The 26,621-nt window shown below is 64.1% G+C and carries 27 protein-coding genes and 1 tRNA gene; 12 read left to right on the forward strand and 16 right to left on the reverse strand.

What is annotated here, in order from left to right; genetic code table 11:
- Window positions 1–19 precede the first annotated feature (19 nt).
- The 3 genes from CH262_RS21345 (at window position 20) to CH262_RS21360 (ending at window position 2,974) form a co-directional block, all read left to right on the forward strand.
- A complete protein-coding gene (locus tag CH262_RS21345) occupies window positions 20–592 on the forward strand; it encodes a TetR/AcrR family transcriptional regulator (protein ID WP_032367331.1) in 573 nt (190 codons plus the stop codon).
- Complete coding sequence (locus tag CH262_RS21350; RefSeq protein ID WP_032386773.1) at window positions 589–1,077, forward strand: FBP domain-containing protein; 489 nt, start codon at window positions 589–591, stop codon at window positions 1,075–1,077. The genes CH262_RS21345 and CH262_RS21350 overlap by 4 nt, the downstream gene beginning before the upstream one ends.
- Window positions 1,078–1,552: 475 nt before the next feature.
- On the forward strand, window positions 1,553–2,974 hold the full coding sequence (locus CH262_RS21360; RefSeq protein WP_052057056.1) for an HNH endonuclease signature motif containing protein: 1,422 nt from the start codon (window positions 1,553–1,555) through the stop codon (window positions 2,972–2,974).
- Between the two features lie 107 nt (window positions 2,975–3,081).
- On the opposite strand, the gene CH262_RS21365 is transcribed toward CH262_RS21360, so the two are convergent.
- A complete protein-coding gene (locus tag CH262_RS21365; protein WP_032375015.1) occupies window positions 3,082–3,735 on the reverse strand; it encodes a hypothetical protein in 654 nt (217 codons plus the stop codon).
- A 31-nt stretch (window positions 3,736–3,766) separates the two neighbouring features.
- Window positions 3,767–4,294 carry a hypothetical protein gene (locus CH262_RS21370; RefSeq protein WP_032367327.1) on the reverse strand — a complete coding sequence of 176 codons (528 nt, stop codon included), beginning with the start codon at window positions 4,292–4,294 and terminating at the stop codon, window positions 3,767–3,769.
- Window positions 4,295–4,386: 92 nt separating this feature from the next.
- Between CH262_RS21370 and CH262_RS21375 the strand changes: the two genes are divergently transcribed.
- Together CH262_RS21375 and CH262_RS21380 are read left to right on the forward strand one after the other, a co-directional pair.
- Entirely contained in the window at window positions 4,387–5,196 is an 810-nt protein-coding gene (locus tag CH262_RS21375) for an alpha/beta fold hydrolase (RefSeq protein WP_032386477.1), read from the forward strand.
- Window positions 5,197–5,286: 90 nt separating this feature from the next.
- The gene (locus tag CH262_RS21380; protein ID WP_027495672.1) at window positions 5,287–5,547 is read left to right on the forward strand and encodes an MbtH family protein; all 261 of its coding nucleotides are present in this window, start codon (window positions 5,287–5,289) and stop codon (window positions 5,545–5,547) included.
- A gap of 10 nt (window positions 5,548–5,557) precedes the next feature.
- Here the strand turns inward: CH262_RS21380 and CH262_RS21385 are convergent, their stop codons facing one another.
- Window positions 5,558–7,021: a threonine/serine ThrE exporter family protein gene (locus CH262_RS21385; RefSeq protein WP_027495673.1), complete on the reverse strand. Its 1,464-nt coding sequence runs from the start codon at window positions 7,019–7,021 to the stop codon at window positions 5,558–5,560.
- 89 nt (window positions 7,022–7,110) lie between these two features.
- Between CH262_RS21385 and CH262_RS21390 the strand changes: the two genes are divergently transcribed.
- Window positions 7,111–7,182, forward strand: a tRNA-Thr gene (locus CH262_RS21390).
- A gap of 367 nt (window positions 7,183–7,549) precedes the next feature.
- On the opposite strand, the gene CH262_RS21395 is transcribed toward CH262_RS21390, so the two are convergent.
- Together CH262_RS21395 and CH262_RS21400 are read right to left on the reverse strand one after the other, a co-directional pair.
- Complete coding sequence (locus CH262_RS21395) at window positions 7,550–7,960, reverse strand: nuclear transport factor 2 family protein (protein ID WP_032386476.1); 411 nt, start codon at window positions 7,958–7,960, stop codon at window positions 7,550–7,552.
- A gap of 95 nt (window positions 7,961–8,055) precedes the next feature.
- Entirely contained in the window at window positions 8,056–8,616 is a 561-nt protein-coding gene (locus CH262_RS21400) for a PadR family transcriptional regulator (RefSeq protein WP_032386475.1), read from the reverse strand.
- A 93-nt stretch (window positions 8,617–8,709) separates the two neighbouring features.
- Here CH262_RS21400 and CH262_RS21405 point away from each other — a divergent pair, with 93 nt between their 5' ends.
- The gene (locus CH262_RS21405) at window positions 8,710–9,486 is read left to right on the forward strand and encodes an SGNH/GDSL hydrolase family protein (protein ID WP_032386771.1); all 777 of its coding nucleotides are present in this window, start codon (window positions 8,710–8,712) and stop codon (window positions 9,484–9,486) included.
- Between the two features lie 34 nt (window positions 9,487–9,520).
- On the opposite strand, the gene CH262_RS21410 is transcribed toward CH262_RS21405, so the two are convergent.
- The 3 genes from CH262_RS21410 to CH262_RS21420 are packed head-to-tail and all read right to left on the reverse strand — an operon-like array spanning window position 9,521 to window position 12,681.
- Window positions 9,521–10,837: an esterase/lipase family protein gene (locus CH262_RS21410; protein ID WP_143547150.1), complete on the reverse strand. Its 1,317-nt coding sequence runs from the start codon at window positions 10,835–10,837 to the stop codon at window positions 9,521–9,523.
- A gap of 54 nt (window positions 10,838–10,891) precedes the next feature.
- A complete protein-coding gene (locus tag CH262_RS21415; RefSeq protein WP_052057055.1) occupies window positions 10,892–11,878 on the reverse strand; it encodes a phytanoyl-CoA dioxygenase family protein in 987 nt (328 codons plus the stop codon).
- Window positions 11,869–12,681, reverse strand: a complete 813-nt coding sequence (locus CH262_RS21420) for a class I SAM-dependent methyltransferase (protein WP_032386474.1) — start codon at window positions 12,679–12,681, stop codon at window positions 11,869–11,871. Before CH262_RS21420 ends, CH262_RS21415 begins: the two co-directional genes overlap by 10 nt.
- Window positions 12,682–12,744: 63 nt before the next feature.
- Between CH262_RS21420 and CH262_RS21425 the strand changes: the two genes are divergently transcribed.
- Window positions 12,745–13,605, forward strand: a complete 861-nt coding sequence (locus CH262_RS21425; protein ID WP_032386473.1) for a methyltransferase domain-containing protein — start codon at window positions 12,745–12,747, stop codon at window positions 13,603–13,605.
- Between the two features lie 78 nt (window positions 13,606–13,683).
- On the opposite strand, the gene CH262_RS21430 is transcribed toward CH262_RS21425, so the two are convergent.
- Window positions 13,684–15,000 carry a DUF1214 domain-containing protein gene (locus CH262_RS21430; protein WP_052057054.1) on the reverse strand — a complete coding sequence of 439 codons (1,317 nt, stop codon included), beginning with the start codon at window positions 14,998–15,000 and terminating at the stop codon, window positions 13,684–13,686.
- Window positions 15,001–15,157: 157 nt separating this feature from the next.
- Between CH262_RS21430 and CH262_RS21435 the strand changes: the two genes are divergently transcribed.
- Both CH262_RS21435 and CH262_RS21440 read left to right on the forward strand, forming a co-directional pair.
- The gene (locus CH262_RS21435) at window positions 15,158–15,490 is read left to right on the forward strand and encodes a YidH family protein (protein ID WP_230591148.1); all 333 of its coding nucleotides are present in this window, start codon (window positions 15,158–15,160) and stop codon (window positions 15,488–15,490) included.
- Window positions 15,487–15,858 (forward strand): DUF202 domain-containing protein, encoded by a 372-nt coding sequence (locus CH262_RS21440; RefSeq protein WP_080731919.1) that lies wholly within the window; start codon window positions 15,487–15,489, stop codon window positions 15,856–15,858. The genes CH262_RS21435 and CH262_RS21440 overlap by 4 nt, the downstream gene beginning before the upstream one ends.
- A gap of 72 nt (window positions 15,859–15,930) precedes the next feature.
- On the opposite strand, the gene CH262_RS21445 is transcribed toward CH262_RS21440, so the two are convergent.
- On the reverse strand, window positions 15,931–16,977 hold the full coding sequence (locus tag CH262_RS21445) for an ABC transporter substrate-binding protein (protein ID WP_032386470.1): 1,047 nt from the start codon (window positions 16,975–16,977) through the stop codon (window positions 15,931–15,933).
- A gap of 166 nt (window positions 16,978–17,143) precedes the next feature.
- Here CH262_RS21445 and CH262_RS21450 point away from each other — a divergent pair, with 166 nt between their 5' ends.
- Window positions 17,144–18,508: a DUF1254 domain-containing protein gene (locus tag CH262_RS21450; RefSeq protein WP_032386469.1), complete on the forward strand. Its 1,365-nt coding sequence runs from the start codon at window positions 17,144–17,146 to the stop codon at window positions 18,506–18,508.
- A gap of 34 nt (window positions 18,509–18,542) precedes the next feature.
- Here the strand turns inward: CH262_RS21450 and CH262_RS21455 are convergent, their stop codons facing one another.
- On the reverse strand, window positions 18,543–19,562 hold the full coding sequence (locus tag CH262_RS21455) for an NADP-dependent oxidoreductase (RefSeq protein WP_032386468.1): 1,020 nt from the start codon (window positions 19,560–19,562) through the stop codon (window positions 18,543–18,545).
- A 104-nt stretch (window positions 19,563–19,666) separates the two neighbouring features.
- Between CH262_RS21455 and CH262_RS21460 the strand changes: the two genes are divergently transcribed.
- Window positions 19,667–21,247 (forward strand): MFS transporter, encoded by a 1,581-nt coding sequence (locus tag CH262_RS21460; RefSeq protein ID WP_143547152.1) that lies wholly within the window; start codon window positions 19,667–19,669, stop codon window positions 21,245–21,247.
- 26 nt (window positions 21,248–21,273) lie between these two features.
- On the opposite strand, the gene CH262_RS21465 is transcribed toward CH262_RS21460, so the two are convergent.
- From CH262_RS21465 to CH262_RS21485, 5 genes are read right to left on the reverse strand one after another with little or no spacing between them, the layout of a single operon-like run.
- The gene (locus CH262_RS21465; RefSeq protein WP_032386767.1) at window positions 21,274–22,293 is read right to left on the reverse strand and encodes an ABC transporter substrate-binding protein; all 1,020 of its coding nucleotides are present in this window, start codon (window positions 22,291–22,293) and stop codon (window positions 21,274–21,276) included.
- A 40-nt stretch (window positions 22,294–22,333) separates the two neighbouring features.
- Window positions 22,334–24,526 (reverse strand): 3-hydroxyacyl-CoA dehydrogenase NAD-binding domain-containing protein, encoded by a 2,193-nt coding sequence (locus tag CH262_RS21470; RefSeq protein WP_032386466.1) that lies wholly within the window; start codon window positions 24,524–24,526, stop codon window positions 22,334–22,336.
- A 36-nt stretch (window positions 24,527–24,562) separates the two neighbouring features.
- Window positions 24,563–25,774, reverse strand: coding sequence for an acetyl-CoA C-acetyltransferase (locus tag CH262_RS21475; protein ID WP_032386465.1), 1,212 nt, complete (start codon window positions 25,772–25,774; stop codon window positions 24,563–24,565).
- A gap of 39 nt (window positions 25,775–25,813) precedes the next feature.
- Window positions 25,814–26,191, reverse strand: a complete 378-nt coding sequence (locus CH262_RS21480; protein WP_032379296.1) for a hypothetical protein — start codon at window positions 26,189–26,191, stop codon at window positions 25,814–25,816.
- Window positions 26,188–26,559, reverse strand: coding sequence for a nuclear transport factor 2 family protein (locus CH262_RS21485; protein ID WP_032386464.1), 372 nt, complete (start codon window positions 26,557–26,559; stop codon window positions 26,188–26,190). Before CH262_RS21485 ends, CH262_RS21480 begins: the two co-directional genes overlap by 4 nt.
- Between the last annotated feature and the right edge of the window lie 62 nt (window positions 26,560–26,621).

The following is a 26,621-nucleotide window of genomic DNA, read 5'->3' on the forward strand; positions in this document are numbered from 1 at the left end:
GAAGATGGAGGAGGCCGACATGGCACGCGCAGGATTGACCGCGCAGCGCATCGTGGCAGCAGGAGCGGATCTGGCCGACGAGGTCGGCTTCGATCGCGTGACTGCCAGTGAGTTGGCGCGACGCTTCGACGTCAAAGTGGCGAGTCTGTATTCGCATCTGAAGAGCGCGCATCAGCTCAATGTCGGCATCGCTCTGCTGGCGTTGGAAGAGCTGGCCGACCGGGTAGCAGAAGCGTTGGCAGGCAGGGCAGGCAAGGACGCGTTGGTGGCAGTGGCCGACGCGTACCTGGTCTATTCGCGCGAGCATCCCGGGCGATACGCGGCGACCCAATTTCCTCTCGACCACGAGACGGCGATCAACAGTGCCGGGGTGCGGCACTCGGCAATGATGAAGGCGATCCTTCGTGGGTATCACCTGAGCGAGGTGGATCAGGTACATGCTGTTCGATTGTTGGGCAGCGTCTTTCACGGTTTTGCCAGCCTCGAAGCGGCCGGCTCGTTCGCTCACAGTGCACCCGACTCACAAGAGTCGTGGGCCCGAATCCTCGACGGAATCGACACACTCCTACGGCAATGGAGGCAGGAACCATGAAGCCGATCTCCGAACGCGACATCAGATCGTCGTTCGTCAACTCGTCCAAGGGTGACGCCACTCGGCTTTCCCTCCCCGATATGTTCGACGAAACGCCGTGGGAGGATCTCGATTTCCTCGGCTGGGGCGACCCGAAGCTGGCGGGACGGAGCTACATCGTCGTACCGCAGGAAGATCGACTCCGTGCAATTGCGTTGCGATACAAAGCGGGTGGACCGCGGACTGCGCAGATGTGCAGCATCTGTCTCACCACCCACGCCAACGGCGGTGTGTCGCTGATGGCCGCTGCGAAGGCAGGGGAGTCCGGGCGACGCGGCAACACCGTCGGTACCTACATCTGCTCGGATCTCGCATGTTCTCTGTACGCACGCAAGAAGAAAACACCGGCCCTGGGACGACAGTTCAAGGAGGACTTCGACGTCGAGACCCGCACTGCGACGGTGAGGGAGAACATCGACGCATTCCTCGCTCGTGTCCTCGGCTGAATGTCGCTGCGCGCATGACCTAGCTCTTTTGGCTGGACCGCTGTGGCCGCAAAGCTGTGAAAAGCCAGGCCGCTGCCGCGACAATTGCCAGACCCCAGCCCGCGATGCCGGCCCATGGCAGATCCAGTCGCGGGATGGCAAGAACGCCGAAGATCACCAGGGTGGCGAACAGCGGGGAGAGTCTGTGCCGGGCATGGATAAGTCGAGTGGACTCGGTTCCCGTTCGTCGCATGCGCATCTATTCGCCTCGTCGATGTGTTTGGTGAACCTACAGTAAACCGGTAGGTCGGTCTTCAATGGCGCGCCCCGGTTGATACCCATGGAGTGTGGCGCAACGGTCGTAGCGCGTCCGAGGATTGGTGATTTGCCTAGCACGGGCCACCGACAGGTTCCGGTTCGCGAATCCTTATGCACAGCAATAGTTTTCGATTGCATCATCATTGTGCATCGAACACCTGTTCGATACACTTGGTCCATGACCACGGAGATCTGGCAACTGAGCGAGAGTGAACTCCTCGCCGACGCCGCTGCGGTCTCCCACAAGATCCAACTGCTCGAAGCACGCCGCATCGCCCTCGTCGCCGACATCGACACCCGCGTGAGCAGGGAGAAGCTCGGCTTCCCCGGACCCGCAGGGTGGCTGACCTCCACCACCCTCCTCACCCCGAGCAAAGCGAACAAGATCGTGGCCCTCGCTCGCGGGTTGAAGAACTTCCCCGACATCGCCGACGCCGTGAACACCGGCAGCATGACCGTCGACCACGCCGCCCTGATTCTCACCTTCGCCGAAGCACCACCGAAGAACCTCCCCCAAGAGGGTCGCGATATCGCCCGCTCCGCGATGATCGCCGCCGCCACCGGGCCCGGGGCACGCACCGACAATATCCGCGAAGCGATCACCAAACTCGAAGACACCTACGGCGGCAACAAGCCACCACCGGAAGACACCGACCGCAACGAACTCTTCGCCTCGAAAACCCTCAACGGACGTCTCGTGGCGAAGATGGATTTCGATGCGATCACCGGAGAAAAGCTGCTCACCGCGCTTTCTCCGTTGACCGAACCCCGCCCTGCCGCCGACGGCACCCAAGACGAACGCAGTCCCGCACGGCGACGCGCCGACGCCTTCGGACACATCCTCGACCGCTACCTCGCCTCTAGTGACCGCCCCACCGAAGGCGGCGAAAAACCCCACGTCAACCTGCACATCCGGTTGCAGGACCTCACCGACCTCCGCGACAGTGCCGACGACATAACAGATGACGAAACCTCGCGCGCAGCAACAGAATCCGACACCGAGACCGACGCAGCAGATCCGGTCGACATCAACACCGGCGACCCCATCGACACTGACGCAGCAACCGAACCGGACCACGAAAACGGCAGCGGCAGTGGCGATCGCGGTGGAGGTGATGCTGCAGCCGACCGCGGCGCATATCGGGACCTGTTCGGTGACGGCACGTCGGTCGGGTGGCTGCCCTGGATGGGACCGCTCTCCCGCAACACTTCCCGCCAACTGGCGTGTGATTGCCTTCTCACCGCCATCGTGATGGACGAGAACGGCAACCCACTCAACCTCGCCCGCACCGCCCGGACCGTCACCGCGAAACAGAAACGCGCGCTGACTGCCCGCGATCACGGTTGCGCGTTCCCGGGCTGCGGCAAACCCGCCGCCTGGACCGAAGGTCACCACATCTGGCACTGGGCCGATGGTGGCCCCACCGATATGGACAACCTCGTCCTCCTCTGCGGATTTCACCATCGACTCGTCCACCACTCCGACTGGGAAGTGTTCATCGGAACCGATCAACACCCCTGGTTCGTACCGCCGGCATCCGTCGACCCCTACCGACAACCTCGACAATCCCACGCCCGAGCAGGCCCCCACATCGCATAGGCTCGCGCAAACACACACCCGCCCCACACAAACACTCCAGCCCCGCACCGAGAACACGGTGCGGGGCTGGAAGAGGTTGTTGCTGAGCTCGATTCGCGAGCTGAGCGTCAGTCCTTGTTCTTCTCCGCGATGAACAGCTTCTCGATGCGCTCTGCCTCGTCCTTCTTGGCGTCGGCTTCCTCGGATCGTTCTGCGGCCTCGGCCAATTCGGCCTCGGACGGTGCTGCTGCCAACTTCTCCTGCTTGTCGACCTGAGCCTGCTGAGTCTTCTTGCGGTCCTCAGCTGCCTTGGCCGCCGCGGCAGCTTGCTCGTCGGCCTTCTTCTTCTTTGCAGCCGCTTCGCGTTCGGCTTCCTGGGCGGCCTCGCGCTTGCGCTGCTCGGCTTCCTGTCGCGCGTCGCGGGCGGCTTCCTGGGCTGCGGCGTCGGCGGCCCGCCGGTCCTGCTCGGCGGTCTCACGAGCCGTCTTCAGGTCGGCGTCCGCGGCAGTCTTCTTTGCACGTGCCTCGGCGTCCAGGCGTGCTGCTTCGGCGCGGTTCTCGGTGCTGTCGACCAGAGTCTCACCGCGATCGGCAAGACTCCTGTCTCCCAACAGGTTTCCGACAGCACGATCGAGGGATCCGAGCGTGTGCTCGTAGGCGAGCCGTGCCGGCGATTCCGCATCCATCTTCACCACGACGTTGGTCTCGATGAGCTGCAACGGAATTCGGGCGATCCTGTACTGAATTCTCAGGATGGTCAGTGGTAGGGCCAAAACACTCATGTAGTCGAACTCCTAGATCAGCAGTGGTGGGTCAAGCCTGGTTGCGAAGCTCTTCGGCTTTCTTGCGGTCGGCCTCGGCCTGCAGCAACGCTTCCTGGTGCTTCTGCGCAGCCACCATTTCGTCCGCATCTGCCGCGGCCTGCTCGGCTTTACGCTCCTCGGTCGCTTCGATCTGTTCGGCCGTTGCGTCGACCTCGGCTGCCGCTCGTTCCTGCGCCACGGTCTCACGCTTGTTCTGCTCGGCCGCGGCCACCTGGGTCTCTCGAACGCGATCTGCGTTCGCCTCGGCAACTGCTGCGTTCTCCTCCGCGGCCTCGCGTCGACTGTCTGCCGCAGTCCGCACGTCGGCCAGCTCCTCGGCGGCCTCGGTGGCCTGTGCATCGGCGACGCGTTCGGTGGCCTGCGCCTCCTTGCGTTCGCGGGCCTGAGCGGCCTGCAATTGGCCCTCGGCCGTCAACGAGTCGTTGCCGGTGACAGCGCCGACGACCTCTTTGGCTTTGCCCTTGATCCCGTCGAGCATTCCTTTGCGTGCTTCGCCCGCTACGTTCTCGTCAGTCATGTAACTGCAGGTACCCACTGGCTGTTCGAGTAACCCCACGTCGACCTCGGACGATACGATCGCCGACGAAAGCATCAGCAGTGAGGAGACGTATGCCTATCGCAAAGATCAACGGCATCGACGTGAACTACCAGGTCAAGGGCAGTGGAGACCTGGTCGTTCTGATAATGGGCACCGGCAGTCCCGGCCGAGTGTGGGAACTGCATCAGGTACCGGCCCTCCTGGCGGCCGGCTACCGGGTGTGCACCTTCGACAACCGCGGTATCGCGCCGTCGTCGGAAAGTGCGACCGGTATCACCATCGACGCCATGGTCGCCGACACCGAGGGCTTGATCGAACTGGTCCGCGACGGTGCCGAGAAGGCCTTCGTCGTCGGAACGTCGATGGGCTCTCGCGTCGCGCAGGAGTTGGCTCTGAAGCGTCCCGATCTGGTTCGCAAGGCGGTATTCCTGGCCGGGCACGCGCGGGTCGACGAGTTCCAGAAGACGCTCGCCCAGGGCGAGCGGGCGCTCTACGACAAGCGCGTCGAGCTGCCGGGCACGTACTCGGCCGCGGTGACGGCGGTGATGAACCTGTCGCCCGCCACGTTGCGTGATGCGCGAACGGCTCGCGATTGGCTCGACCTGTTCGAGTTCTCGGCATCCTCACCATCCGCCGGGGTGCGCGCGCAGCTGGGCATGGACGACGATTTCGACCGCACCAACGCCTACCGGGCAGTGTCGGTGCCGTGTCTGTCGGTCGGGTTCGCCGACGATCGGATGATCCCCGCCTACCTGGGCAAGGAGCTCGCCGACGCCATTCCGGGGGCTCGATACGTGGAGATCGCGGACGCCGGGCACTACGGATATCTCGAGCGTCCCGAGGCCGTCAATGCGCACTTGCTCGACTTCTTCAAGGCCTGACGCCACCTGAGCACGACCTGCGTTGCTAGGGTCGTGTGGCACCTCACGGTGCAGACTTACCAATCAAACGTTCGCGACGAGTGAGGCGAGATGAGTACCAACCCGTTCGATGACGAAGACGGACGCTTCTTCGTGCTGGTCAACGACGAAGATCAGCATTCGCTGTGGCCGACGTTCTCCGAGGTCCCTCAGGGGTGGCGTGTCGTCTTCGGTGAAGACACCCGCGCTGCGTGCCTGGAGTACGTCGAGAAGAACTGGACCGATATGCGTCCGCGCAGCCTGCGTGAGGCCATGGAGGCCGACGCAGCTGCCCGCGCAGGTGCTGAGGGAACCCCCAGCACCGAGGCTTGAGTTCCGCCTTCTACGAAGGACTTGTACCGCGCCGCCGACGAACCGTCGGTCGGCGCGGTTCTTCTCTGCGGCGAAGCGTCGGGCGTAGTAGTTCCTCGGTTCGTGCCAGGATCCGGGGTCGACGCAATGTTCGCGCACCCCACTCACCCAATGTGACGCCCGCAGCCAGGCCACAGCCGATGCCGAACGCCGCGAAGAGCGAGCTGATACCGAGCAGCAACTGGTCGTTGAGAATCGCGTACAGACCTCGGTAGAGCGAGAGACCGGGCAACAGCGGTGTGATGCCGGCGACGGCGACGATGAGCGGCGGAATGAGCGCTCGACGCGCGAGGAGACCACCGGCGAATCCGACGACCGTGGCTGCGATGGCAGACGCGATGATCGGACCCACAGCCAACGTCTGTGACATCAGGTAGACGAGCGCGCCCGCGAAGCCGCCCATGAATGCAGCCGTCAGTGCGCGCCGCTCGGCGTAGCAGGCGAGAGCATAGAACAGTGACGCGGCCGCGCCGGCCAGGACCTTGGTGGGCACCTGTGTGATGTCCGGGGGAGGCAGGTTGCTGATCTGCGGCAGATCGCTCCCGATCAGCGCCGCCAGCCGCAGCGACGTGGCGACGCCGGCGATGATGCCGCCCGTCATCATCAACACCTCGAAGAATCTGGCCGACGCGGTGATCGGTGCTCCGGTGATCGCGTCCTGTACCGAGCCGACGAGCGAAAGCCCCGACAGCAGCACCGTCACCCCGGCACCGATGATCACCGACGGGGAAATGTCGATATTGAGCTGATCCTGAAAGTTGTACAGAGTGATCGCCGGGGTGGCAGCGACGAATCCGCCGACCACCTGCTGAAAGAAGAAGGGCAGTCCGGCGCGGTTGAGGATGCGGCCGATTCGGTCGATCACCATCGTCGTCAGGAAGCTGACGACCGCGACCAACGCGCCGCCGCCGAGCAACACACCGATCGCCGCCGCCATGCCGGCCCACGCGAAGGTCGCGATCCACCGGTTGTACGGGTGCGGGGCCGAGGTGATCTCGTCGAGGCGGTCACGCGCGATGCTCGCCGGGACCACCTTGACGCGCACCGAGCGAATGAGGCGGTCGACCGCGGCCAGCCGTGTGAAGTCCATCGAGCGGTAATGGACGATGCGCATCGTCGACGCAGGCGGTCGCGTCGGACCGCGATGTGCGCTCAGCGTGATCGAGTTGTACGTGACGTCGACATCGCATCGCGCGAGGCCGTACGTCGCGGCGATGAACTGCACCTGCGTCGCCGTATCCACCGCAGACGTGCCCGACGCCAACAACACCTCGCCGACACGAACCGCCAGCTCGAGGACCTCGGCGACCGTCGCGTCGTCCGTCAGATCGATAGGGCGAAGAGGTGACGGCGCGGCGGTCGGTGTATCGATGGTGGCCCGACGCTCACCGGTGAGACGGCTCAGCGAAGCCGTCAGGTCTTGCAGGAAAGTCATGACCGTCTTTACGTTGCTGGGGTGATCCACCGACAAGGTACCTGTTGTCGCTGAGCGTCCGTTGAACGGTATGCTTGGCTCGCTTCACTGCCTCCTTAGCTCAGCGGTAGAGCACTCGCCTTGTAAGCGAGCGGTCAACGGTTCAATCCCGTTAGGAGGCTCTCTTGGCTCCGATTCCGTCCCTGGGATCGGAGTTTTTGCGTTTTCGTCTCGAGCGGACGGCCCGCATCTACGCCCTTCGTCGGAATCCACACCCTTCGTAGGAGGTGTCGATTCCGATTGGGGGCGTGGAGTCAGGTCATCGATGCGCGACCGCGGGCCCACCGCATCGCCACGAGGCGGAATACGAAGAGCCGAGTCGTCGTTGACTCCATCGACGGTGTTCGATCCCAATGCCCCGGGTACCAACCATCAGCCGCTACGAGCGGCCACCTGCCGAGAGGCGCACTGGCGAACACCGTCACCCAAATACTGATCAGAGCCGCGCACCCAGAGGTGCGCGGCTCTCTTCGTTCCACAAGTCCTGAATCACTGCTTGTCTTGCTTCTCCGCGGGAGTCATCGAACCCATTTCGGCGGCGAACTCTGTCGCCATGGCCTTGGAGAGTGCCTGCGCAGCCGACAGCGGACGCACCATCACGGTGAAATTGTCGATCAGGCCGTCGGAGTTCAGGTGGAGGATGTCGCAGCCGTGGACGGTCACGTCGTCGATGCGGGTCTCGAAGAACAGGACGTGATCACGGCCGCCGATGTCTTCGACGGTTTTCACGTAGCGGAGGTCCTGGAAGACGCGCGTGACGGCGCGCAGTATCGCCGCGGTCAGCTCCTTGCCGCGATACGGCTTGAATGCGACGGGGGAGCTGAAGACGACGTCGTCGGCCAGGGTGGCGGCCATGGCGTCGTGGTCGTTGGCCTCGACGGCCTGTCGGAACTGCTGCACGCGTCATCTCCTGGGTGGGGCCAGGGCCTGAGGCGCCCTCGGCTGGTGACCGAAGACTACACAACTTTGCGACTATGAAAGGGTGTTCGGCGGGATCATCCGCGTTCAGCGCGGGTGTCGAGTACTTCGAGGACACGGGCACCCCAGCGAAGCGATTCCTCCTCGAACATCCGTCCCCGCATCAGGGTGAGGTACGGGCCGATGCGATCGGCGGTGGCCAGGAACTCGGTCTCTGTACGTCCGTCGAGCAGGCGGTGCGCCATCCGGTCGTACCGAGCCAGCTTGTCTCGTGAGAGCTGCATTCGTTCTCGGATCGCATCGGTCATTGGCTCGAGGTCCCCGGCTTCGAGAGCGTGGATCGCCACCAGGTGCTCGTCGCGAATGGCCGGAAGCTTCGGTTGCCGATGGCTCACCTGGCGCAGCGCTGCGCGTCCCTTGTCGGTGAGGCTGAACAGGCGTTTGTTGGGTCGACCGTCCTGTTCGACCAGTCGCGCCGAGATCACCTCGTCCTGGTCCATTCGATCGAGCTCACGGTAGAGCTGTTGGGGAGTGGCGGTCCAGAAGTTGGCGACAGTTGCGTCGAACGCCTTGGACAGGTCGTAACCCGACATCTCCCCGTCGACCAGTGCGGCGAGCACGGCATCACGTAGCGACATGATCCAGGACAGTACCCGTCGCGAGGCGGCGGGCAGGCCAGGTATTAGGCAACTTGTTGTATATTGACGTCGAGCGAAAGAACGGTGGACGTGGTGGATCGGACGAAACAATTGCGATACGTAGCCCTGGGCGACAGCCAGACGGAAGGGCTGAACGACGGCAACGACGACACGGGCTTTCGTGGTTGGGCTGATCGGCTCGCCGAGCTCATGGCCGAGAGCGCAGACGAGGTCGTCTATGCCAACCTCGCGGTACGTGGTCGTAAGGCCGCGCAGGTCAAAGCCGAGCAGTTGCCGGCCGCTTTGGCGTTGAAGCCGACGGTCGCGTCCGTCGCTGCCGGTGTCAACGACATCTTGCGTCCGCAGTTCGATGCGCGGACCGTGGCAGGTGAAGTGGGCGCAATGTTCGCCGCGCTCCGAGCGGCCGACTGCACCGTGATCACCATGACGTTCCCCCGCCTCGCTCACCCGGTCCCCGGAAGGACCGTCATCGCCAGGCGTATGACCGAGCTGAACGCCGAGATTCGCAGAGTCGCAGCCGAATCCGATGTCGTCGTGATCGACCTCGAGAAGCACGCTGTGGCCTCCGATCCTCGGCTGTGGAGCTGGGACCGCCTGCATCTGAACGAGACAGGGCACGCGCGACTCGCTGCGGCCGCCGCCTACGCCCTCGGTCTACCGGGTGCCACCGACGCATGGAATCTTCCGTTGGCACCGCTTGCCAGACCGCGCCTGCACTCCCGAGTTCGCGCCGACCTCACCTGGGCCGGAATGTTCCTCGCGCCGTGGTTGACTCGTCGGATTCGTAAACGCTCCTCGGGGGACAGTCGTACGGCCAAGCGGCCGGAGCTGACCTCGGTACTCGGGTAGAGCCGGGCGAACCGAAGCGAGCAGACCTGGTGAATCAGAATCCCGGGCCAAGATCTGCAGTGTTATGGACCAAGCTGCGCCGCATCCAGCTGTACACCCTCTTGTCGTTGAGGAGAGTGAAATGGTGAGCACTGTAGATCGCGAGACCGTCGTCCGGTCGAAGTCCTATGTTGCGGAGCTTGTTTCGACCTCCGGCGCTGTCGGTACGGACCAGACCGTCGCCCACGAAGACTCCGACCGGGTTGCGCGGACTTCCGGTGACGACCGCGGACGCGTGATGATGACGCACCCGTTCCGGAACCGAGATGTCCATGGCTGCACCGACATCGAAGCTGTCGGTGTACCGAGCATGACCGTCCTCGTCGGTGATCGCTCCGTGGATCAAATCACGGATACCGGCACTTCGACGCGCCAGTAGGTTCGCGAACGGCCGGGTCTCGGGTACGAGTGCCATTGCGGCCGCGGCGACGTGGACGCCGTGAGCAAGTGGCGCGCCCAGATGTGGTGTCCCCAGAGTGAATACGTCCGTCAGCAGATCCACCCATCGTAGACCGCCTTCGGCAGCGTGGTGAGCAGCGCTGCGTGAGACCAGCCCGCCCATGGAATGTCCGACCAACGTGATCCGGTGTACCCGGACGGGCCACGCCGGTACGAGCTGCTCCAGCAAGTCCGACAGGTCGGCACCATTGGCTGCAATTCGGCGTCCGGTGTTGTAGCGCAGAAAGATCGAGGTCGTCCCGGCTTCGGCGTCCAGCCGCTCTCCGTATGTGGGCCGCCCACCGAGCCGCCATGCGTATTCCGTTTCGACCAGCCCATGGACGAACACCACGAGGTGCGCTCCCGCAGTAGGAAACCCCGCGGCCAACGCTCGGTACTCCGGCGGTACAGGGCGTCCGTCGACTCGAATCGACATCGGATGGGCCAGTACCCTGGCTGTTCTCTCCATGTCGTCGCCGATGAGACCGTTCAGAACGGCGATGGTCTGCGCGCCACGGCTGGTGTGCGACGGTGACGGCCGCGAGTTGTCCTCGGCCACGTCGTCGCCGTCGGTCAGGGAGCCGTCAGCCAGGGAGCCGTCGGTCAGGGAACCGACGATCTTGGCTGCGCCGGTGCAGGCGGCCGCGATGCTCGCGTACGTGCCGGCGGCGATCGCGTCGTGCATCAGTTGTGTCGGCAGGGCGGCGGGACCGATACCGAGCTTCACGGCAGCAAACGTGCGTCGTGCAATTGCCGAGTGGACCGCGCGAACGCCACCCGCAGCCGACGCCAACTCGCGAAGTGTGAGCTCGCCGAGCTCACCCCACTCCTGTGTGCGCCGAGATTTCTTCCCCGGTCCAGGTTTCGTCCCCACCGGATTCAGTGTACGCACGTCCACTGAAACTGCTGGCCCCGCAGAATCGGCGTCTCAGTCCCGGCGGCCGACCAGCGGGTTGAGCTCGGAGTTCGCGAGGCCACCGGGCTCGATGCCGGGGAGGAATTCGCGCCACGTGCCGCTGATCAGGGTCGGAGACTCGACGACGCGGGTGCCGTCGGCGAAGTAGGTGGTGGCCAGTGCGCGACGCGGCTGTGTCGTCCGGTTCGGGCCGGCGGTGTGGAAGCACAGCGCGGAGTGGAACGATACGTCTCCCACGGCGAACGGCTCGGACTCCACCGCCACGTTGCGCGTGCGGAAGCGCTGGGTGACGGCCTCGTCGTAGGAGGTGCCGACCTTGTCGAATTCCAGGTCGGCGACTTCGCCGAGAACGTCCCGGCCGCGCGCGAACGACAGTGGACCCATCGGGCCCGGAATGGCCGACATCGGCATCCAGGCGGTGACAGCGTCGGTGGTCTGCAACGGGAAGTGCTCGGCGTCGTGGTGCCACGGTGTGCGTCCGCAGCCGGGTTCCTTGGACAGCGCATTGTCGTGGTACAGCCGAACGCCGGGCACGTCGAGCAGTGCCGCGGCCAGGCCGCCGATCCGGGGTGACAGTGCTGCGGCACGCATCAGGTTGTCGTGGAGCCACATCTGCTCGAGCGCGGTGAACCGGCCCGCAACGTCGTCGCCGTGCTCGGCTCGCAGTAACTCCTCGAGGCGCTCGGCGAGTCGACGTACGACGGCAGGCGAGAACACCGCGGGCAGCCGCACGAAGGCGTGTCGCGCGAATGCGTCGACGGCAGCCGGGTCGAGATCGTAGGGCTCGGCGAGTTCGTGCTCGACTTGTTCGTCCGTGGCGGCCTCGACATCCGGCAGTCCAGGGCCGTCGACGAGTTCTGCGGGTGCGGCGTCGTTGGCGGCCAGCGTGACGTACCAGTCCCACCAGTCCTGATCGTTGCCCGCCCAGTCCTGGTCGATACCGCCCTCGCGATTGCGTTCGGGCAGAAGCTCGTTGGTGGCAGGGTTGTTCAGAGCCACAGCAGGGCCGCCTCGTGCGAGAAGGTGTAGGAACCGGACGCGTCGCGGCACGAAGCGAGGTAGTCGCCGAGCACGGGGGCCGCCTCCATCTCGTCGAGTGACACGGAGTCGTCGAAGGCGCACCGCTGCAGAAAGCCTTCGGCGACAGCGCGATCGGACGTTCCGGTGGTGTAGGAAACGCGCTGCTCGCGCACGTCCGCACCCGCGCGGATCAGCGCGTCGCGCACCTGCTCGGCCGTCGTGTACGGCGTTGCTTCGCGCACGCCGGCGCGGAAGGCATCGTAGAAGGCGATGTAGTGGGAGGCTTCCGTTGCCTGCGCGACCAGACCGAGACCACCGGGAGTCAGTGCGGCCACGAATCTTTCGGCCGCGGCATCCAACTCGGCGGGCGGAAGGGCGTAGAGCGCGTGGGTGGCCCACACGACGTCGTAGCCTGCGTGATCGGCGGGCAGATCCTGCAGTGTCATCACCAGATCGTGCCGGGCGACGAAAGGCGCGGCCAAAGCTCCGCGTGCCTCGGCCACCGAGAATTCGGATGGGTCGAGCAGGTCGTAGGCGACCTCGGGTACCGCGGACAGGTCGGTGTACCGGCGGAGCGCAGTGGGGAATTTACCGCTGCCGCAAGCCACGTCGAGTAGCGACCAGCCCTCGTGAGCCCGGCCGGCGAGCAGCGTCGGCCAATCGGTTGCCAACGCCAGCTGGTGATAGTCCTCGGTGGCCAGAGCGTAGAACGCCTCCATACCCGTGCGGCCCGCCTCGCTCCAGTGCTCGAGACTGCGTTCGGCTGTGTCTCCGCTGCTCACGAGATTCCTCCTAGGAAGCCAACTACGACGCACCGGACGGGGCGTCGTGGTTGACTCGGTCCAATGTCCAACATAGCTCCGAATTCGCCGACCGACACTGCCGTCGTGCTCATCGACGGATTGCGGGCGATGCGGCGCGGGGCCGAGGCGCTGGCGGGCCTGCCGCCCGAGTCCTACGCCGAGCACCATGCCGCCTTCGAGATGCTCTCCGATCAGCGCGGTCTGATCGCCCAGCACTTCGCAGATCGGCTGGCCGGGATGGGGAACGGACCGCTCTCGGTGCTGTCGGTGGGCTGCGGGGACGGTTCGCTCGATGCCAGGCTTGCAGCGGGCCTGGTGCTGCGGGCACCCGGCCGTACGGTCCGGTACGTCGGCATCGACCCCTGGATCGGCAGTACCGAGCTCTTCGCCGCCACGATGGCGGCGCTCGAGGCCGCCGACCTCGACGCCCACGCGTACGTTGCATCGTTCGACGACGCACCCGTCGACGAGACTTTCGACGTCGTGATGTTCGTGCACTCGATGTACTACGTCGCAGACTTACGAGCTACGTTGCGTGCCGCGCTCGCCCTGCTGCGACCCGGCGGCGAACTGTGGGTGGCGATTGCGCCGACGGCCGCGCTCAACGCACTCGTCGAAGTTCTCGCCCCTCCGCTCGAGGGCCATCGGCAATGGTTCAGCGCAGACGTCGAGAAAGCATTCGTCGACGCCGAGATCGTCCTCGACGACACGATGACTCTCGATGCGCAGGTCGATCTTTCCGCCGCGAGCGCCGACGTGCTGAACTTCGCGGTGCAAGCCCGGTTGACGCCCGAGCTGCACGAGCCGGTGCGGGCCTACCTCGCGGCGGTATCGGTGCCCGGTGCCGACGGCGTCCCTCGGGTGCCCCACCCGGTCGATGTATTCAGAGCGACCCGTCGCTGACATCGTTCTCGACGATTCCCCGTCAGAACGTAGGTGGTTGTCTCGCAGCGCTTTCGAGCTATGTGGGCAGGACGTCGGTCACTGCTGGCGAACCACCGGCGGGGGAGACCAACGGCTGTCCGGTTTCGGGCCGTAGAGCCTGAGCATCAGCCGGAAGGCACCGGGTGGGCACGGCAGCCAGTTGGCCGTGTTTCCGTTTGTCGGGCAACTATTTTGCACCCTGACGGTGAGTGAGCCGTCCGCGTCGTAGTGCAGATTCGGTGTGCGGTCGGTGATGGCGTAGCGGTCGAGTTCGTTCGCGTACAGCAGTCCGCGTGCGTGGTAGACGGTCATCGACCAGAAGAACTCGGCAGGAGGAAATTCGCCGGCCCGGAAAGTGAAGGCATAGTCGTTCGCCCCGTCGAGTGGACGGCCTTCTTCGTCCTGTTCGCATACCGGGTAGGACGCCTCGGCGGCGGGATTGATGTAGATCTGGGAATAGGCGACGGCGGCCCGCAGGAGATGGTTCGCACCGAAGTCCGCACCTGCATCATTGATCGCCCAGCCGTTGACGGAGCGACCCATCGATTTGACCTGTGCAGCAATGTCTTCCGAGCCGGATCGCAGACCGTCTGCGATCTCACGTTCGGCGGCATCACGGCCGGCTGCCGCGTCGAGTGCGTCCATCAGGCGGCGGTGCGTCTGCCCGACCCAGCGCGGTACGTCCGAATCGCCGAGGCTTCCGATCGCGTGATCGAGGGCACCGAGAAATTCGCGAGGCCGCTGCAGTTCGTCAGAACGTTCGACAGTGCAGAGGGCGAGCTCCGCATGCGCAGTCGGTGGTGCAGGCGGACCGGTCAGAACGATGTGCTGTTGTAATCCGTTGACCGCGAGTACGTCTCCGGGTCGGGATGGATCGACCAGAATCCGAATCGCGATCATCACGAATCTCGACCGACACGCAATCCATCCGTCCGCATTCTCCGTGTTCGCAGGCTTCGATGCCTGTCGGTACAACGTGACCGGAGGGATGCGGGACCCATGAGTCCTCCGACCGATGACCGTGTTCGTGGACGAGTCCGCCTCACCGATCTGCACGCTGTAGTAGCGATCGGCGAAGTCCGGCAGCCGGAGCTCGAAGGTGCCGGAATCGAGGTCGACGAAGGCCAACGAGTACAGGGTGTCGACATTCGGGGCGACACCCGCGGTCAGCGCGGGATTCGACAATTCTCGTTGGTGTCCCAGGGTATTCAGAGGAGCGCCGGCCGACGCGGGAGGTCGCTGCGCGTGCGGATTCGCTGGATCGGTGAACCGCAGCCGGAGGCGTTGGGCAAAGATCACCGGGAATCCCCAGACCTGGAGCGCGCTCGCATCGTCGCGCAGGTCGGTTTGTTCCGGCTGGGTGCGGTTCGGCATAGGACCCCTTATGTGAACTGAATTCACCTTGACTGTAGCCTGGTGGGTGTATCGGAGGGCGTGATACGCAGAGGTTCGGACACGGCGATGCTGCGATTGCAGCGGAGTTCGAGAGGTCGATGTGACAAACGACAGGCCTGGAAGGTTTCCTCGCTCGGTGTATTCCGTTGGAGCCGAGCCCGATCCGCGCTTCAGTCTCGCGAACGAGAGAACCTACCTGGCGTGGATTCGAACGTCGCTGGCATTGATGGCAGCGGGGGTAGCTCTGCAAGTATTCGATATCGGTGGCGGGTCCGTGCCGAGTGTGGTGGCCTCGGCGATGCTGATCGTGTCGTCGATCGGAGTTCCGTTGCACGCATGGTGGGGCTGGGCGCGCACCGAGAAGAGTATGCGTAAGTCCGAGGCTCTTCCTTCTCCTCGTATTGCCCTGCCGTTGGCTTTCGTCCTCGCGGCGGTCGGGGTTCTGGTGCTGTGGTCAGTCCTGCGATGACCCGTCGACGTCGGGGCGAGCCCCCAACTTCACGGCCGGGTGGGGAACTGGGAGACGGAGGCCTCCAAGTAGAGAGAACCCAGTTGGCCTGGGTCCGTACGGAATCGGCCGTGGCCGTGTGTGCAGTGATCGGCATACGCCTGAGCTCGCACACGCGCCAACCTGCGTTGATAGCGCTGGCAGTCCTCGTCGGTTTCGGTGCCGCGGCTTTGCTGGCCTCGGGTTGGATCGCGCGAGTGAGGGCCGGACGTACCGCGGAGGACAGCAGGGTGGTGTTCCCCTTACGTGCTCACGTCATCGCAGTGTTGATTCCGAGCCTCGGGCTGATCGCCCTGAGTTTTGTCGTCTGGTCTGCCTCATCGCCGTGATGGGAAAGAGTGCAGGCCGTGACGGTGTGATCCCGTCACGGCCTGCGCTCGGTTCTACTGGGCTGCAGGGCGCTAGCTCACGAACTGCTGTTCCCACTCCGCAGACTGTTGGTCGACGTACTGCTTGGTCAATTGTTCGGGGTCGGGAGCCTGGACGTCGTGTGCGTCGGCGGTCGCCCCGGCAATGCCGGGCAGTGCTGTTGCTACTCCGATGGCCTGCGCGGTCTGTCCCTCTGTGCTGACCAGGAAGTCGGCCAAGACCTGAGCCGCATTCGGATGTGGCGCGACTGCAGTGACGTGCCCGTAGTAAGGGGTTCCCCATGAAGGTTCAGGAAGAGCCCAGTTAACCGGTGCGCCGCTCGCCACCTCTTGAACCAGTGGCTGCACCATCGGGGCCACGACAACTTCGCCGGAGGTCAGTGCCTGCGCGAGCACGAGGGCGCTGGGGTAAATTCTCGGCTCTTGTGCGGCGAGCCGTTCCTGAAAATCGTCGCCGAAATTCTGTCGGTAGAAGCTGTAGAGATCGACGTAGGATGCAATGCCCACAGGGCTGACAACGCCCACGCGCCCTTTGTATTCGGGGTCGAGAACATCACGAGGATCGGTCAGGCCGTTCGGGGCCGCATCGGTGTTCCAGCCCATTCCGAAGGTAGCCGCGACGTTCAGGAACAGGCGGTTGTTCTTGATGCTGGAGTCCCGGTCGTAATCGGGGTTGTCGAAACCAGGGCCGCGTAATTCCTGGGAGTAATTGCCCGACTCCGCAGCGGAGGCGATCCACGCGGTATCGGTCACGACATGGACGTCGGCAATCCCCTTCTTGGTCTTGTTCTCGACCTCGACGCGTGGGTTGAGATCCGCGTCGGTACCCCGCACGTATTCGAGAGTGATGTTGGGATACTTCGCATTCCACGCGGCTTTGACGCTGTCGAGGATGGTGGTGTTCTGGCTCGAATAGAGCGTCACCGAGCCTTCCTCTTCGGCCGCCGACACTACGTCTTCCCAGTTTCCTTCCACCGATGCAGTGTCTCCGCCCGACGATCCGCACGCGCTGAGCGCGACGGTCGATGTGGCGACGAGTATCGCGATGATCATGTGTTTCGTCCGGACCGAATGTCGCATGTATTGTCCTCCTGTTTGAACTGACCTCAGTTCAGCAGCTATGCTGCGTGATGTCAATCACTTTCCAGTGGCTGTCCACGGCTTCGACGCGCCGAGAGGCCGCAAACAAAGAACGCGACTGGTGTTCGGATCAGCGACAGCGTCTGCGAGAAGGGACTTTTCACCGATGCGAACGTACGACCCGAGTTCGGCCGATCAGATCGCTGCAACCGATGCGGCGGATGTACACCCGTCGGACGCACTGGACCGGCAGCGCTGGGCACAATCACTGGCAATGCACGCGGTGGTCTACGGTCTGCCATCGGTGTACCAATACGCTGGCATGTGTGACGCGTGCGCCCCGGCTGCAGACGGCGAACGGTGGGCGACCAATTCGCTGGTCCACGAACGGACGATTGCCGGTGCGGAGTTCCAGGCCTTCCGGGTCCCCAATGTCGACACGCTGTATTCCAATGCTTGGCTGGACCTTTCGGATGGGCCGATTGTCATCGTTCTTCCCGATTTCGGTAGTCGGTACTACACGCTGAATTTCCTGGACGCCTACAGCAACGCCAGCAATGTCAGTCGGCGTACGCACCCCGAACAGCCGCGCGCGTTGTTCCTGGCGTGTTCGGACTGGACCGGTTCGATTCCCGAAGGTATCGAGGTGTTCAGAGTCGCCACACCGATCATGTGGCTGTTGATGCGGATACAGGCGTTCGGAGACTCGGACCTGCCGGCCGTGCACAGGCTGCAGGATGCGGTCACGATCGATGCACCGATCGCGTCGGTGCCGGCGTGGCCGGTGGTCGATCCTCGTGCGGTCGAAGTCTCCTCGGCAGCGTTCTTCACGGCCCTCGATGCGTCGCTGGCGGTGAACGGAGTGCCGTTCACCGACGTAGCCCACGTGCACCAATTCCGACAGCTCGGTGTGGGTACTGGCACTTTCTCTGTGCACGACCTCGATGAGGCCACACAGAAAGGCATGGAACAGGGCTTCGGAACCGCGATGACGATGTTGTCCCGGTCTCGATCGCTGCTGGGGCGTCGCACCGAATCCGGCTGGACCCGGGTGCTCGGCAAAGGTGCCCACGGGCACAACTTCTTTGCACGTGCGGTCATGAACTACGTCGGTCTCGGCGCGAACGTTGTCGAGGAGAACTGCTCGTACAACACCTATGTCGACGACGACGGACAGCGACTGACGTGCGAAGCCGGCGACGAATACCACATCGAGTTCATCAATTCCCCGCCAGCGCAGGCCTTTTGGAGCATCACGTTGTACGACGCAGAAACCGGCTGGTTGTACGACGCGCCCGAGAAGAAGCACTCGGCGGGATCGGCGGTCAACGGAGGCGACGGAGCCGTGGGACCGTCGACGATCAGGGTGAGCGCATCGCCGGCCACGACCGACAGTCCCGACCACGCCTGGCTTCCGGCACCCCAGCATCCGTTCTTCTTGGTCCTGAGGATCTATCAACCGACCGAGGATGCCCTGAGCGAGCAATGGACGCCGCCGCGCGTCGTGCGGTCGAACGCAGGACCGCTCTGAACCGATGCGTCAAAGGCTCACAACCGGCAGGGATTTACAGTCGGCACAGCGTCTTTCCGCTCGTTCGCCCGTTGAGTAGGTCGACCAGTGCGGTGGAGGCCTGCTCGAGGCCGTCGTAGACAGACTCCTCGTAGATCATGGTTCCGTCGACCAGTCGGCTTCCGACGGTGGATCGCATCGTGTCGTAGAGATGGCCAAATGAGCCGGCTCGAAATCCTCGTACCGACAAGCTCTTGGCTGTGATCTGAAACAGGTTCGACGGCAACGTGTTCGATGTTTCGTAGGTGGAGATCGCCCCGCACATCGCGACGCGTCCCTCGGGTCGAAGTGCGTCGAGTGCAGCCGTGAAGTGAGAACCGCCGACGTTGTCGAAGTATGCGTCGATTCCGTCCGGGGCAGCGAGCGCGAGAAGGCTCTCCATGTCGCCGTCGTGGTAATCGAACGAGCGGGAGGCTCCCAGGGCATCGACCAGATGATCGGCCTTGCGTCGGCTGCCTGCGGAAGCGATCACCGTACATCCGTGATGGGCGGCGAGTTGGGTGGCGATACTGCCGACTGCTCCTGCCGCGGCCGAGATCCAGACGGTATCGGACGGTCGAATGTCCATGATCTCGAAGAGGCCGACATAGGCCGTGAGCCCAGAACTGCCCAGCGGACCCAGGAACCACTGTGGGGGCCAGTCCTGGGTATCGATTCTGGTGAGGGTGCCCGCGCCGCCCAATCCGCCGGCGGTGGCAGAGACCACTGCGAAGTCGCGATAGCCGTACATGTGCGACACCAGATCTCCCGGCCGAAAGTTCTCGTCCCGTGATTCGACGACGACGCCGAGTGCCAACCCCACCAACGCATCTCCGATCCCCAGCGGTGGCAGATATCCCGACGGTGCCGAGTCGCCGAGGCGCAGTCGAATCGACGGATCGATCGACAGCCACGTATTTCGCACCAGCACTTCGCCATCGAGCAGTGGAGCGAGCGGGATGTCCGCCAGCTCCAGATGCTCGGTCGTGAGTTTTCCGCTGGGACGGGCGGCGAGGCAGAGTACTCGACTGATCATGGTCTTCGATGACGTCCCTTCGAATCGGGTGATGCGGAAAACGCAACAATCTTTCCACAACTGAATTAGGTTCAAGTGTAGGCCGCGTCCGAAAGGTGACACAGGTGAAATCGTCGAATCACATCAGTTTCTTTGCGCCGATGCGTATTCCGAAGTTGCGCCGGATGTTGGGCTTCGAGCTGAGCGCCAGTGTGGGCGTGTGGATCCTGGTTCTCGCTGCCCAGTGGACGCTCACCGAGTCGGGGGAGTCCGCGCTGGTGGTCTCCTCGGTCCAGTTCGCCGCCAGTGTGCCGTTCTTTCTTCTTGCTCTACCGATCGGGGCCATCGCGGAGTTCGCCGGTCATCGGTTGTTGCTCGCGGGCACCGCTATCGTCCTGCTGGTGGCGTCGATCGTCATGACGGCGTTGCAACTCGTCGGCCTGTCCTCCACGCCGGCGTTGATGACAGCGGTGTTTCTCGCCGGGTGCGGGCTCGCGTCGGTGGCAATCGTGTGGCAGGCCCTACTCCCTCATCTGGTCCCTGCCGACATGATGGCGGTCGTTCCTGCAATCGACGGTGCCATTTTCAACGGGGCGCGCGCAGTCGGACCGGTGATCGGAGGCGCGATACTCGCATGGTGGGGTTCGAGCGGTGCATTTGCGACCGTCGCCGCGCTGTTCGCAGTCTGTGTCATCGTGGCGCTCACTCAGGTGCCGCCCGAGTCCGGTAAGAAGCCCAAGACCGAATCCGTGCACCACGCTGTCGGGGTGAGTGTGCGGTTCATTCGCCATTCGCGGTGGACTCGGCGACTGTTGTTGCGCGTCATCACGTTCGGAATTCCGGCCAGTGCCCTGTGGGCGTTGCTACCGGTGGTGGCATACGAACGACTACATGCATCGTCGGTTCAGTTCGGTGTTCTCTCGGGTGCCATCGGGATCGGTGCGGTGGCCGGGACCGTCGCACTGATGCCTCTCCGTGCACGGTTGAGCTGGAACACGTTCGTAGCGATCGGTTCGATTGCGTATGCGGCGGTCCTCGCGGGCATCGTGCTCGTGCCGTCGGTGAGTGTGGTCTTCGTACTGCTGGTCATCGTGGGTGCGGCGTGGGTTGCGATCCAGAGCACCTGGATGATCGCTACCCACGCTGTGATGCCGAAGTGGATCAAGTCGCGTGTCATCGCATTCGTGATGCTGACCTTTCAGGGCAGTCAGGCGGTAGGTGCCCTCCTGTGGGGGTTTCTGGCAGACGCGGTCGGTCTCGTTGCCGCAGTGATCGTCTCGGCGACGATCATGGCCGTCTCCGCAGTAGAGATTCTCCGACGGGGAATTCTGCCGAGCGAATCGATAGCACCGGATCTGTCGGGAGGGGCAGGTCCGCCGGTACTCTCGACCGAATTCGACGGCCGCCGGATAACCGTCGAAACGACGTATGTCGTCGATCCGGAAAAGCTGACGCAGTTCGTCGACGATGTCGGACGCCTGCGATCGTCCAGACTCCGACTCGGAGCCGTACGGTGGTCCTGTTCCCAGATGTCGAGCACGAGAGCAACATTCGTCGAGCTGTGCACCTTCGAGAACTGGTCGGAGTATGCCTCCCAGGAGACGGAGAGACTGACGGTGCCCGAGCACCGCATCAGGACCGCGATCGCCTCCCATCTGACGGCCGAACCGCAGGTGCGAGTGCTGGTGGATGTGGCACCGCGATAGTACCGGGCCACCACATCCACCGACGTTCAGTTGAACTTGCTTTCCCACTCCTGCTGGAACTGCGAGACCTTCTCGGGCGTCAGCGAATCCGAATCGGGCAGCGAAATGTCTTGGGCCGACCCGACCGAGTTCTCGACATCGGGCAGTGCGCTGCCGTACCCCTTCGACAGGGCGCGTTGCCCCTCGGCCGACACCATGAAGTCGGCCAGCACTTGCGCGGCGTTGGGATGCGGAGCCGACGAGAGCACGTGGGAGTAGTACGGCGCACCCCACGCCGGATCGGGAAGTGTCCAGTCGACGGGTGCGCCTGCGTCCTTCTCCCGGACCAGTGGGGGAACCATCGGCGACGCGGCGATCTCGCCGGAGCTCAATGCCTGCGCCACGGCCAATGTGCCCGGGTACACCCGCGGTTCCTGCGCGGCGAGCTTGTCCAGAAAGCCGCCACCGGTCCAGTTCTCGTCGAAGAAGCGATACTCGTCGACGACGGCGGCGAACCCCGCAGGATTCACGACGCCCAGCCGGCCTTTCAACTTCGGATCCAACAGATCCTGCGGGGACGACAGCCCGGCAGGAACTGCATCGGTGTTCCACCCGAGTGCGAATATCGCTGCGCTCGTGAGGAAGAACGTGTCGTTCAGCATGCTCGTCGACCGAGCGTACGCCGGGTCGTCGAAGGCCGGCCCGACCACCGGTGTCGAGTAGGTACCCGATTCGGACGCATTCGTGATCCATGCGGCATCGGTCGACATGTGTACGTCGGCAGTTCCACGGCCGGTGCGAGCTTCGGTCTCCACTCGCGGGTTGAGCTCGACGTCACTGCCCCGCGTGAACTCGAGATCGATGTCGGGATACTTCGACTCGAAGGCTGTCTCGAGTAGCGCGAGGTTCTCGGGATGCTGACTGGAGTACAGGTACACGGTTCCTTCCTCGTCGGCCGCAGCCACGACGTCGTCCCATGTGCCCTGCACCGGTGCGGATCCGGCTTCCTGCGAGGATTGCCCGCACGCCGCAGCGACGACGGTCACCGCTGCGATCCCGACGGACATCACCGATCGACGTACTGCATTCACAGCATTCTCTTTTCGTTCAGGACACGAGTGTATGGACGCGCTCTCCGCGTAGTGCTTTGTTCACCAACGACTGCGGCGGCTCGAAGTGAGCCCCGTACTTCGATGCCAACTCGCGTGCTCGGTCGACGAAGCCGGACAGCCCGCCGTCGTATTGGTCGATGTACTGGATCACGCCCCCGGTCCACGGCGGGAAGCCGATGCCCAGCAAGGACCCGATGTTCGCGTCGGCCACGCTCGTCAACACACCGTCGTCGAGGCACTTGACCGCCTCGATCGCCTCAGCGAACAGCATCCGTTCCTGCATGTCCACGAACGGAATTCGAGTCGAGCCCGAGTCGAAAGACGTGCGCACGCCCGGCCAGATCCCGGTTCTCGCACCCGATTCGTCGTAGCTGTAGAAACCGCCGCCGCCGGCGCGACCGGGGCGGTCGAGTTCATCGACCATCCTGTCCATCACCGCGTCGGAGCCGTGTCGGCGAGGCGGGCTGCCTTCGCTCACCAGCGCGCGTTCGTTCTCCTTGCGGATCTTCTGCGACAGGGACAAGGTCACCTGGTCCATCAATTGCAGCGGTGGGACGGGGTAGCCGGCCTGCGCGCCTGCCTGTTCGACGAAGACCGGGTTGACGCCCTCGCCGACCGCGGCCATCGCTTCGTCGAGGAACGCGCCGATCACTCTCGAGGTGAAGAAGCCTCGACTGTCGTTGACGACGATGGGCGTCTTACCGATCTGGAACACGAAGTCGACGACCTTCGCCACGGTCGCGTCGGAAGTCTGCCGGCCACGGACGATTTCGACGAGGGGCATCTTGTCGGCGGGGGAGAAGAAGTGGATTCCGATGAAATTCTCGGGTCGGCTCACGCCGTCGGCCAGGATAGAAATGGGAAGCTGAGAGGTGTTGGAGCCGAGGACGATATCGGCGGGAACGATCCCGTCGAGTTCCCCGAACACCGCAGTCTTGACCTCCACGGACTCGAATGCGGCTTCGATCACGAGATCGACTGCGGCGCACTCGGTCGCGTCCGCGGTCGGCCGGATCCGGTCGAGCAGTGCCGCCGACCTCTCGGCCGTCGTCGAGCCCCGCTCGAGAGCTTTCGCTTCGAGTTTTTCGGCGTAGAGTTTTCCGCGGTCAGCAGCGTTCTGGTCGAGGTCTTTCAATACGACCTCGATACCGGCCTTGGCGCACACGTAGGCGATCGCGGCACCCATCATTCCGGCTCCGATGACTGCCACCGAACGGGCTGTGAACGTATCGTGGCCGGCCGGGCGGGACGTGCCGCGTCGGATGGTCTGCATGTCGAAGAAGAACGCACGAATCATGTTCTGCGCCACTCGATCGGTCATCAGAGAGACGAAGTAGCGGGTTTCGATGCGATCCGCAGTGTCGACGTCGACCGACGCGCACTCCGCCGCAGCGGCGAGGATCGCCCGCGGTGCCGGGGCGGGTGCGCCCTTGAGCTGCTTGCGTAGCAGCGCCGTTGCGGCCAGAAGATTCTGAGCGACGGCAGGATCGGTCGGTCCGCCACCGGGTATCTCGAAACCCTTGACGTCCCACGGCTGCACAGCCGACGGGTTCTCGGCGATCCACGCCTTCGCAGCCGGAATCAACTCGTCCACACCGGCAACGGTGGCGTCGATCAGCCTGAGCTGCTTCGCATCGGCCACCGAGTGCTGCTGGCCCTTCGTCAACACCTTCGACAGGGCGGCGTCGAGTCCCATCAATCGGACCGTTCTGACGATCCCGCCGCCACCGGGCAACAATCCGAGCGTGGCCTCGGGGAGGCCGATTCGGGTGCCCGGCACATCCGCTGCGATGCGGTGGTGGGTGTGCAACGCAATCTCGAAGCCGCCGCCGAGGGCCGCGCCGTTGATCGCGGCCACCACTGGGCGGCCGAGGGTTTCGAGCCGTCGGAGAACACTCTTGATGCCGTCGATGCGCTCGGTCAAGGCGCGCGCAACGTCCCGCTCGTCGACAGCGCCCGGGTCCTTCGTCATGTCGTCGAGGTCGCCGCCCGCGAAGAACGACTTCTTGGCCGAGGTGATCACGACACCGGTGATGTCGTCCTTCTCGGCTTCGAGCCGCTCGACCGTGGCGGCCATTGACACGATGTACGTATCGTTCATCGTGTTCGCGCTCTTGCCTGCGTCGTCCATCGTGAGTACGACGATGCCGTCGGCACCGCGTTCCCATCCGATCATGTTCTCGCTCATGTTTTCTCGTATTTCTCTGTGTCGACGATGGGCGGTTCAGAGGCGTTCGATGACGGTGGCGACGCCCATTCCGCCGCCGATGCACAGGGTGATCAGGCCGTAGCGGCCACCGGTTCGTTCCAGTTCGTCCAGCACGGTGCCCACCAGAATCGCGCCGGTGGCCCCGAGCGGGTGGCCCATCGCGATTGCTCCGCCGTTGACGTTGGTCTTCTCGTGCGGGATGTCGAGGTCCTTCATCCACTTGAGCACGACGGAGGCGAAGGCCTCGTTCAGCTCGAACACGTCGATGTCGTCCACGGTCAGGCCCGCTCGCTTCAACACCGCGACGGTGGCCGGGGTCGGACCGGTGAGCATGATCGTCGGTTCGCTGCCGACCTGAGCCGTGGCCACGATACGGCCACGGGGAACCAGGCCTGCGCGTGCTCCGGCCGCGGCGCTACCGATGAGAACCAGGGCGGCACCGTCGACGATCCCCGACGAATTACCGCCGGTGTGAACATGATCGATGCGTTCGACGTCGACGTACTTCTGCAGCGCTACGTCGTCGAAACCCGCGGCTTTGCCCAGCGCGGCGAAGGCCGGCTTCAATGAGCCCAGGCTGTCCGCGGTGGTTCCCGGGCGCCGGTGCTCGTCGTGGTCGAGCAGGGTGACGCCGTTGAAGTCCTCGACCGGAACGACGGATTTCTTGAAATAGCCTGCACTCCAGGCTGCCTCGGCGCGTCGTTGGGACTCCGCCGCGTAGGTGTCGACGTCGTGACGGGAGAAGCCCTCGACCGTCGCGATCAGGTCGGCACCGATTCCCTGCGGAACGATGTAGAGGTCGTATGCGGTGGCCGGGTCGGTGAACAAGGCACCGCCGTCGCTGCCCATCGGTACCCGAGACATCGACTCGACGCCGCCGGCGATCACCAGATCGTCCCAGCCGGACGCGATCTTCTGGGCGGCCAAGTTGGTCGCTTCGAGCCCGGACGCGCAGAAACGATTGATCTGGGTGCCGGGGACCGATTCCGGTAGGCCCGCCACCAATGCGGCTGCGCGCGAGATGACCGCGCCCTGTTCTCCGACCGGTGAGACGACGCCGAGGATGACGTCGTCGATGTCGGCCGGATCCATATCGGGGAATCGAGCCCGGAGTTCGGTGATCAACCCCGCGACGAGGTCCACCGGCTTGGTGCCGTGCAGCGATCCGTTGCGCCCCTTGCCTCTCGGGGTACGAATGGCCTCGAAAATCAGTGCTTGCTCAGGCATCTCGCTCTTTTCTTCTCTGTTTCGCGAGCCGATCGGCTCCTAGTCGAACGCCAATTCCGGCGTGCGGGCGATCAGCAACCGTCGGACGTGCCCGTTGTCGTCGAGTTGGGCCGAGGCGTTGAACGACGCCTCGAAGGCTCCGTCGCGGGTGGTCCGTCCCAGCACCATCTCGGTGCCGTCGACCGAGGCACCGCGATCGAGATGATGAATCAGGGTGCTCTTCTCGCGTTGCTGGAGGTAGGCGACGAGCCCGTCGCGGTCGCCCACGAACTCGGCTGCCTCGCCGTGTCCCTTGGAAAACTGCACGGACATACGGAAGTCCGCCGAGATCATGGTCAGGACCCGATCCGGGTCGTCGGAATCCATGTACTCGAACCAGCGGAGCAGAGTGGGGGTCGGGTGCGTGTCGGAGTTCATCGGCCTTCTCCTGCATCGGTGACCAGTAGGTCGAATTCGGTGTCGAACGAGACCTGGTAGCGGTCGATCAGGCCGTCCGAGCGCACGTGCATGGTTCCGACGAAGTAGCCCGTGGTCCGGTCGCCTTCGGTCACTGCACCGTGTGCGAACTGCAGGTCCTGGTCGACGGCGGATCGGAGAACTCGGTGCTTGCGGTCGACGGGGGGTCTGCCGGACAGGTATTCGAGCATCGCGGCTCGTCCGGTCTTTCGACTCGCCCCGCTCGGCAAGACCATCGAATATTCGACATCCTCGGACAGCATCGCCACCGCGTCGTCCAGGTGCCCGGCATCCAAGGTGGCGTAGTACTCCACAATCTTCAATGACATGAAGTGAACTTAGTTCAGGTAAACCCTGTTTGTCGAGGGTTCTAGCGGTTATGGTTCGAGAA

It is taken from the genome of Rhodococcus sp. 05-2255-1e (genome assembly GCF_002259025.1).
Lineage (GTDB): Bacteria > Actinomycetota > Actinomycetes > Mycobacteriales > Mycobacteriaceae > Rhodococcoides > Rhodococcoides fascians.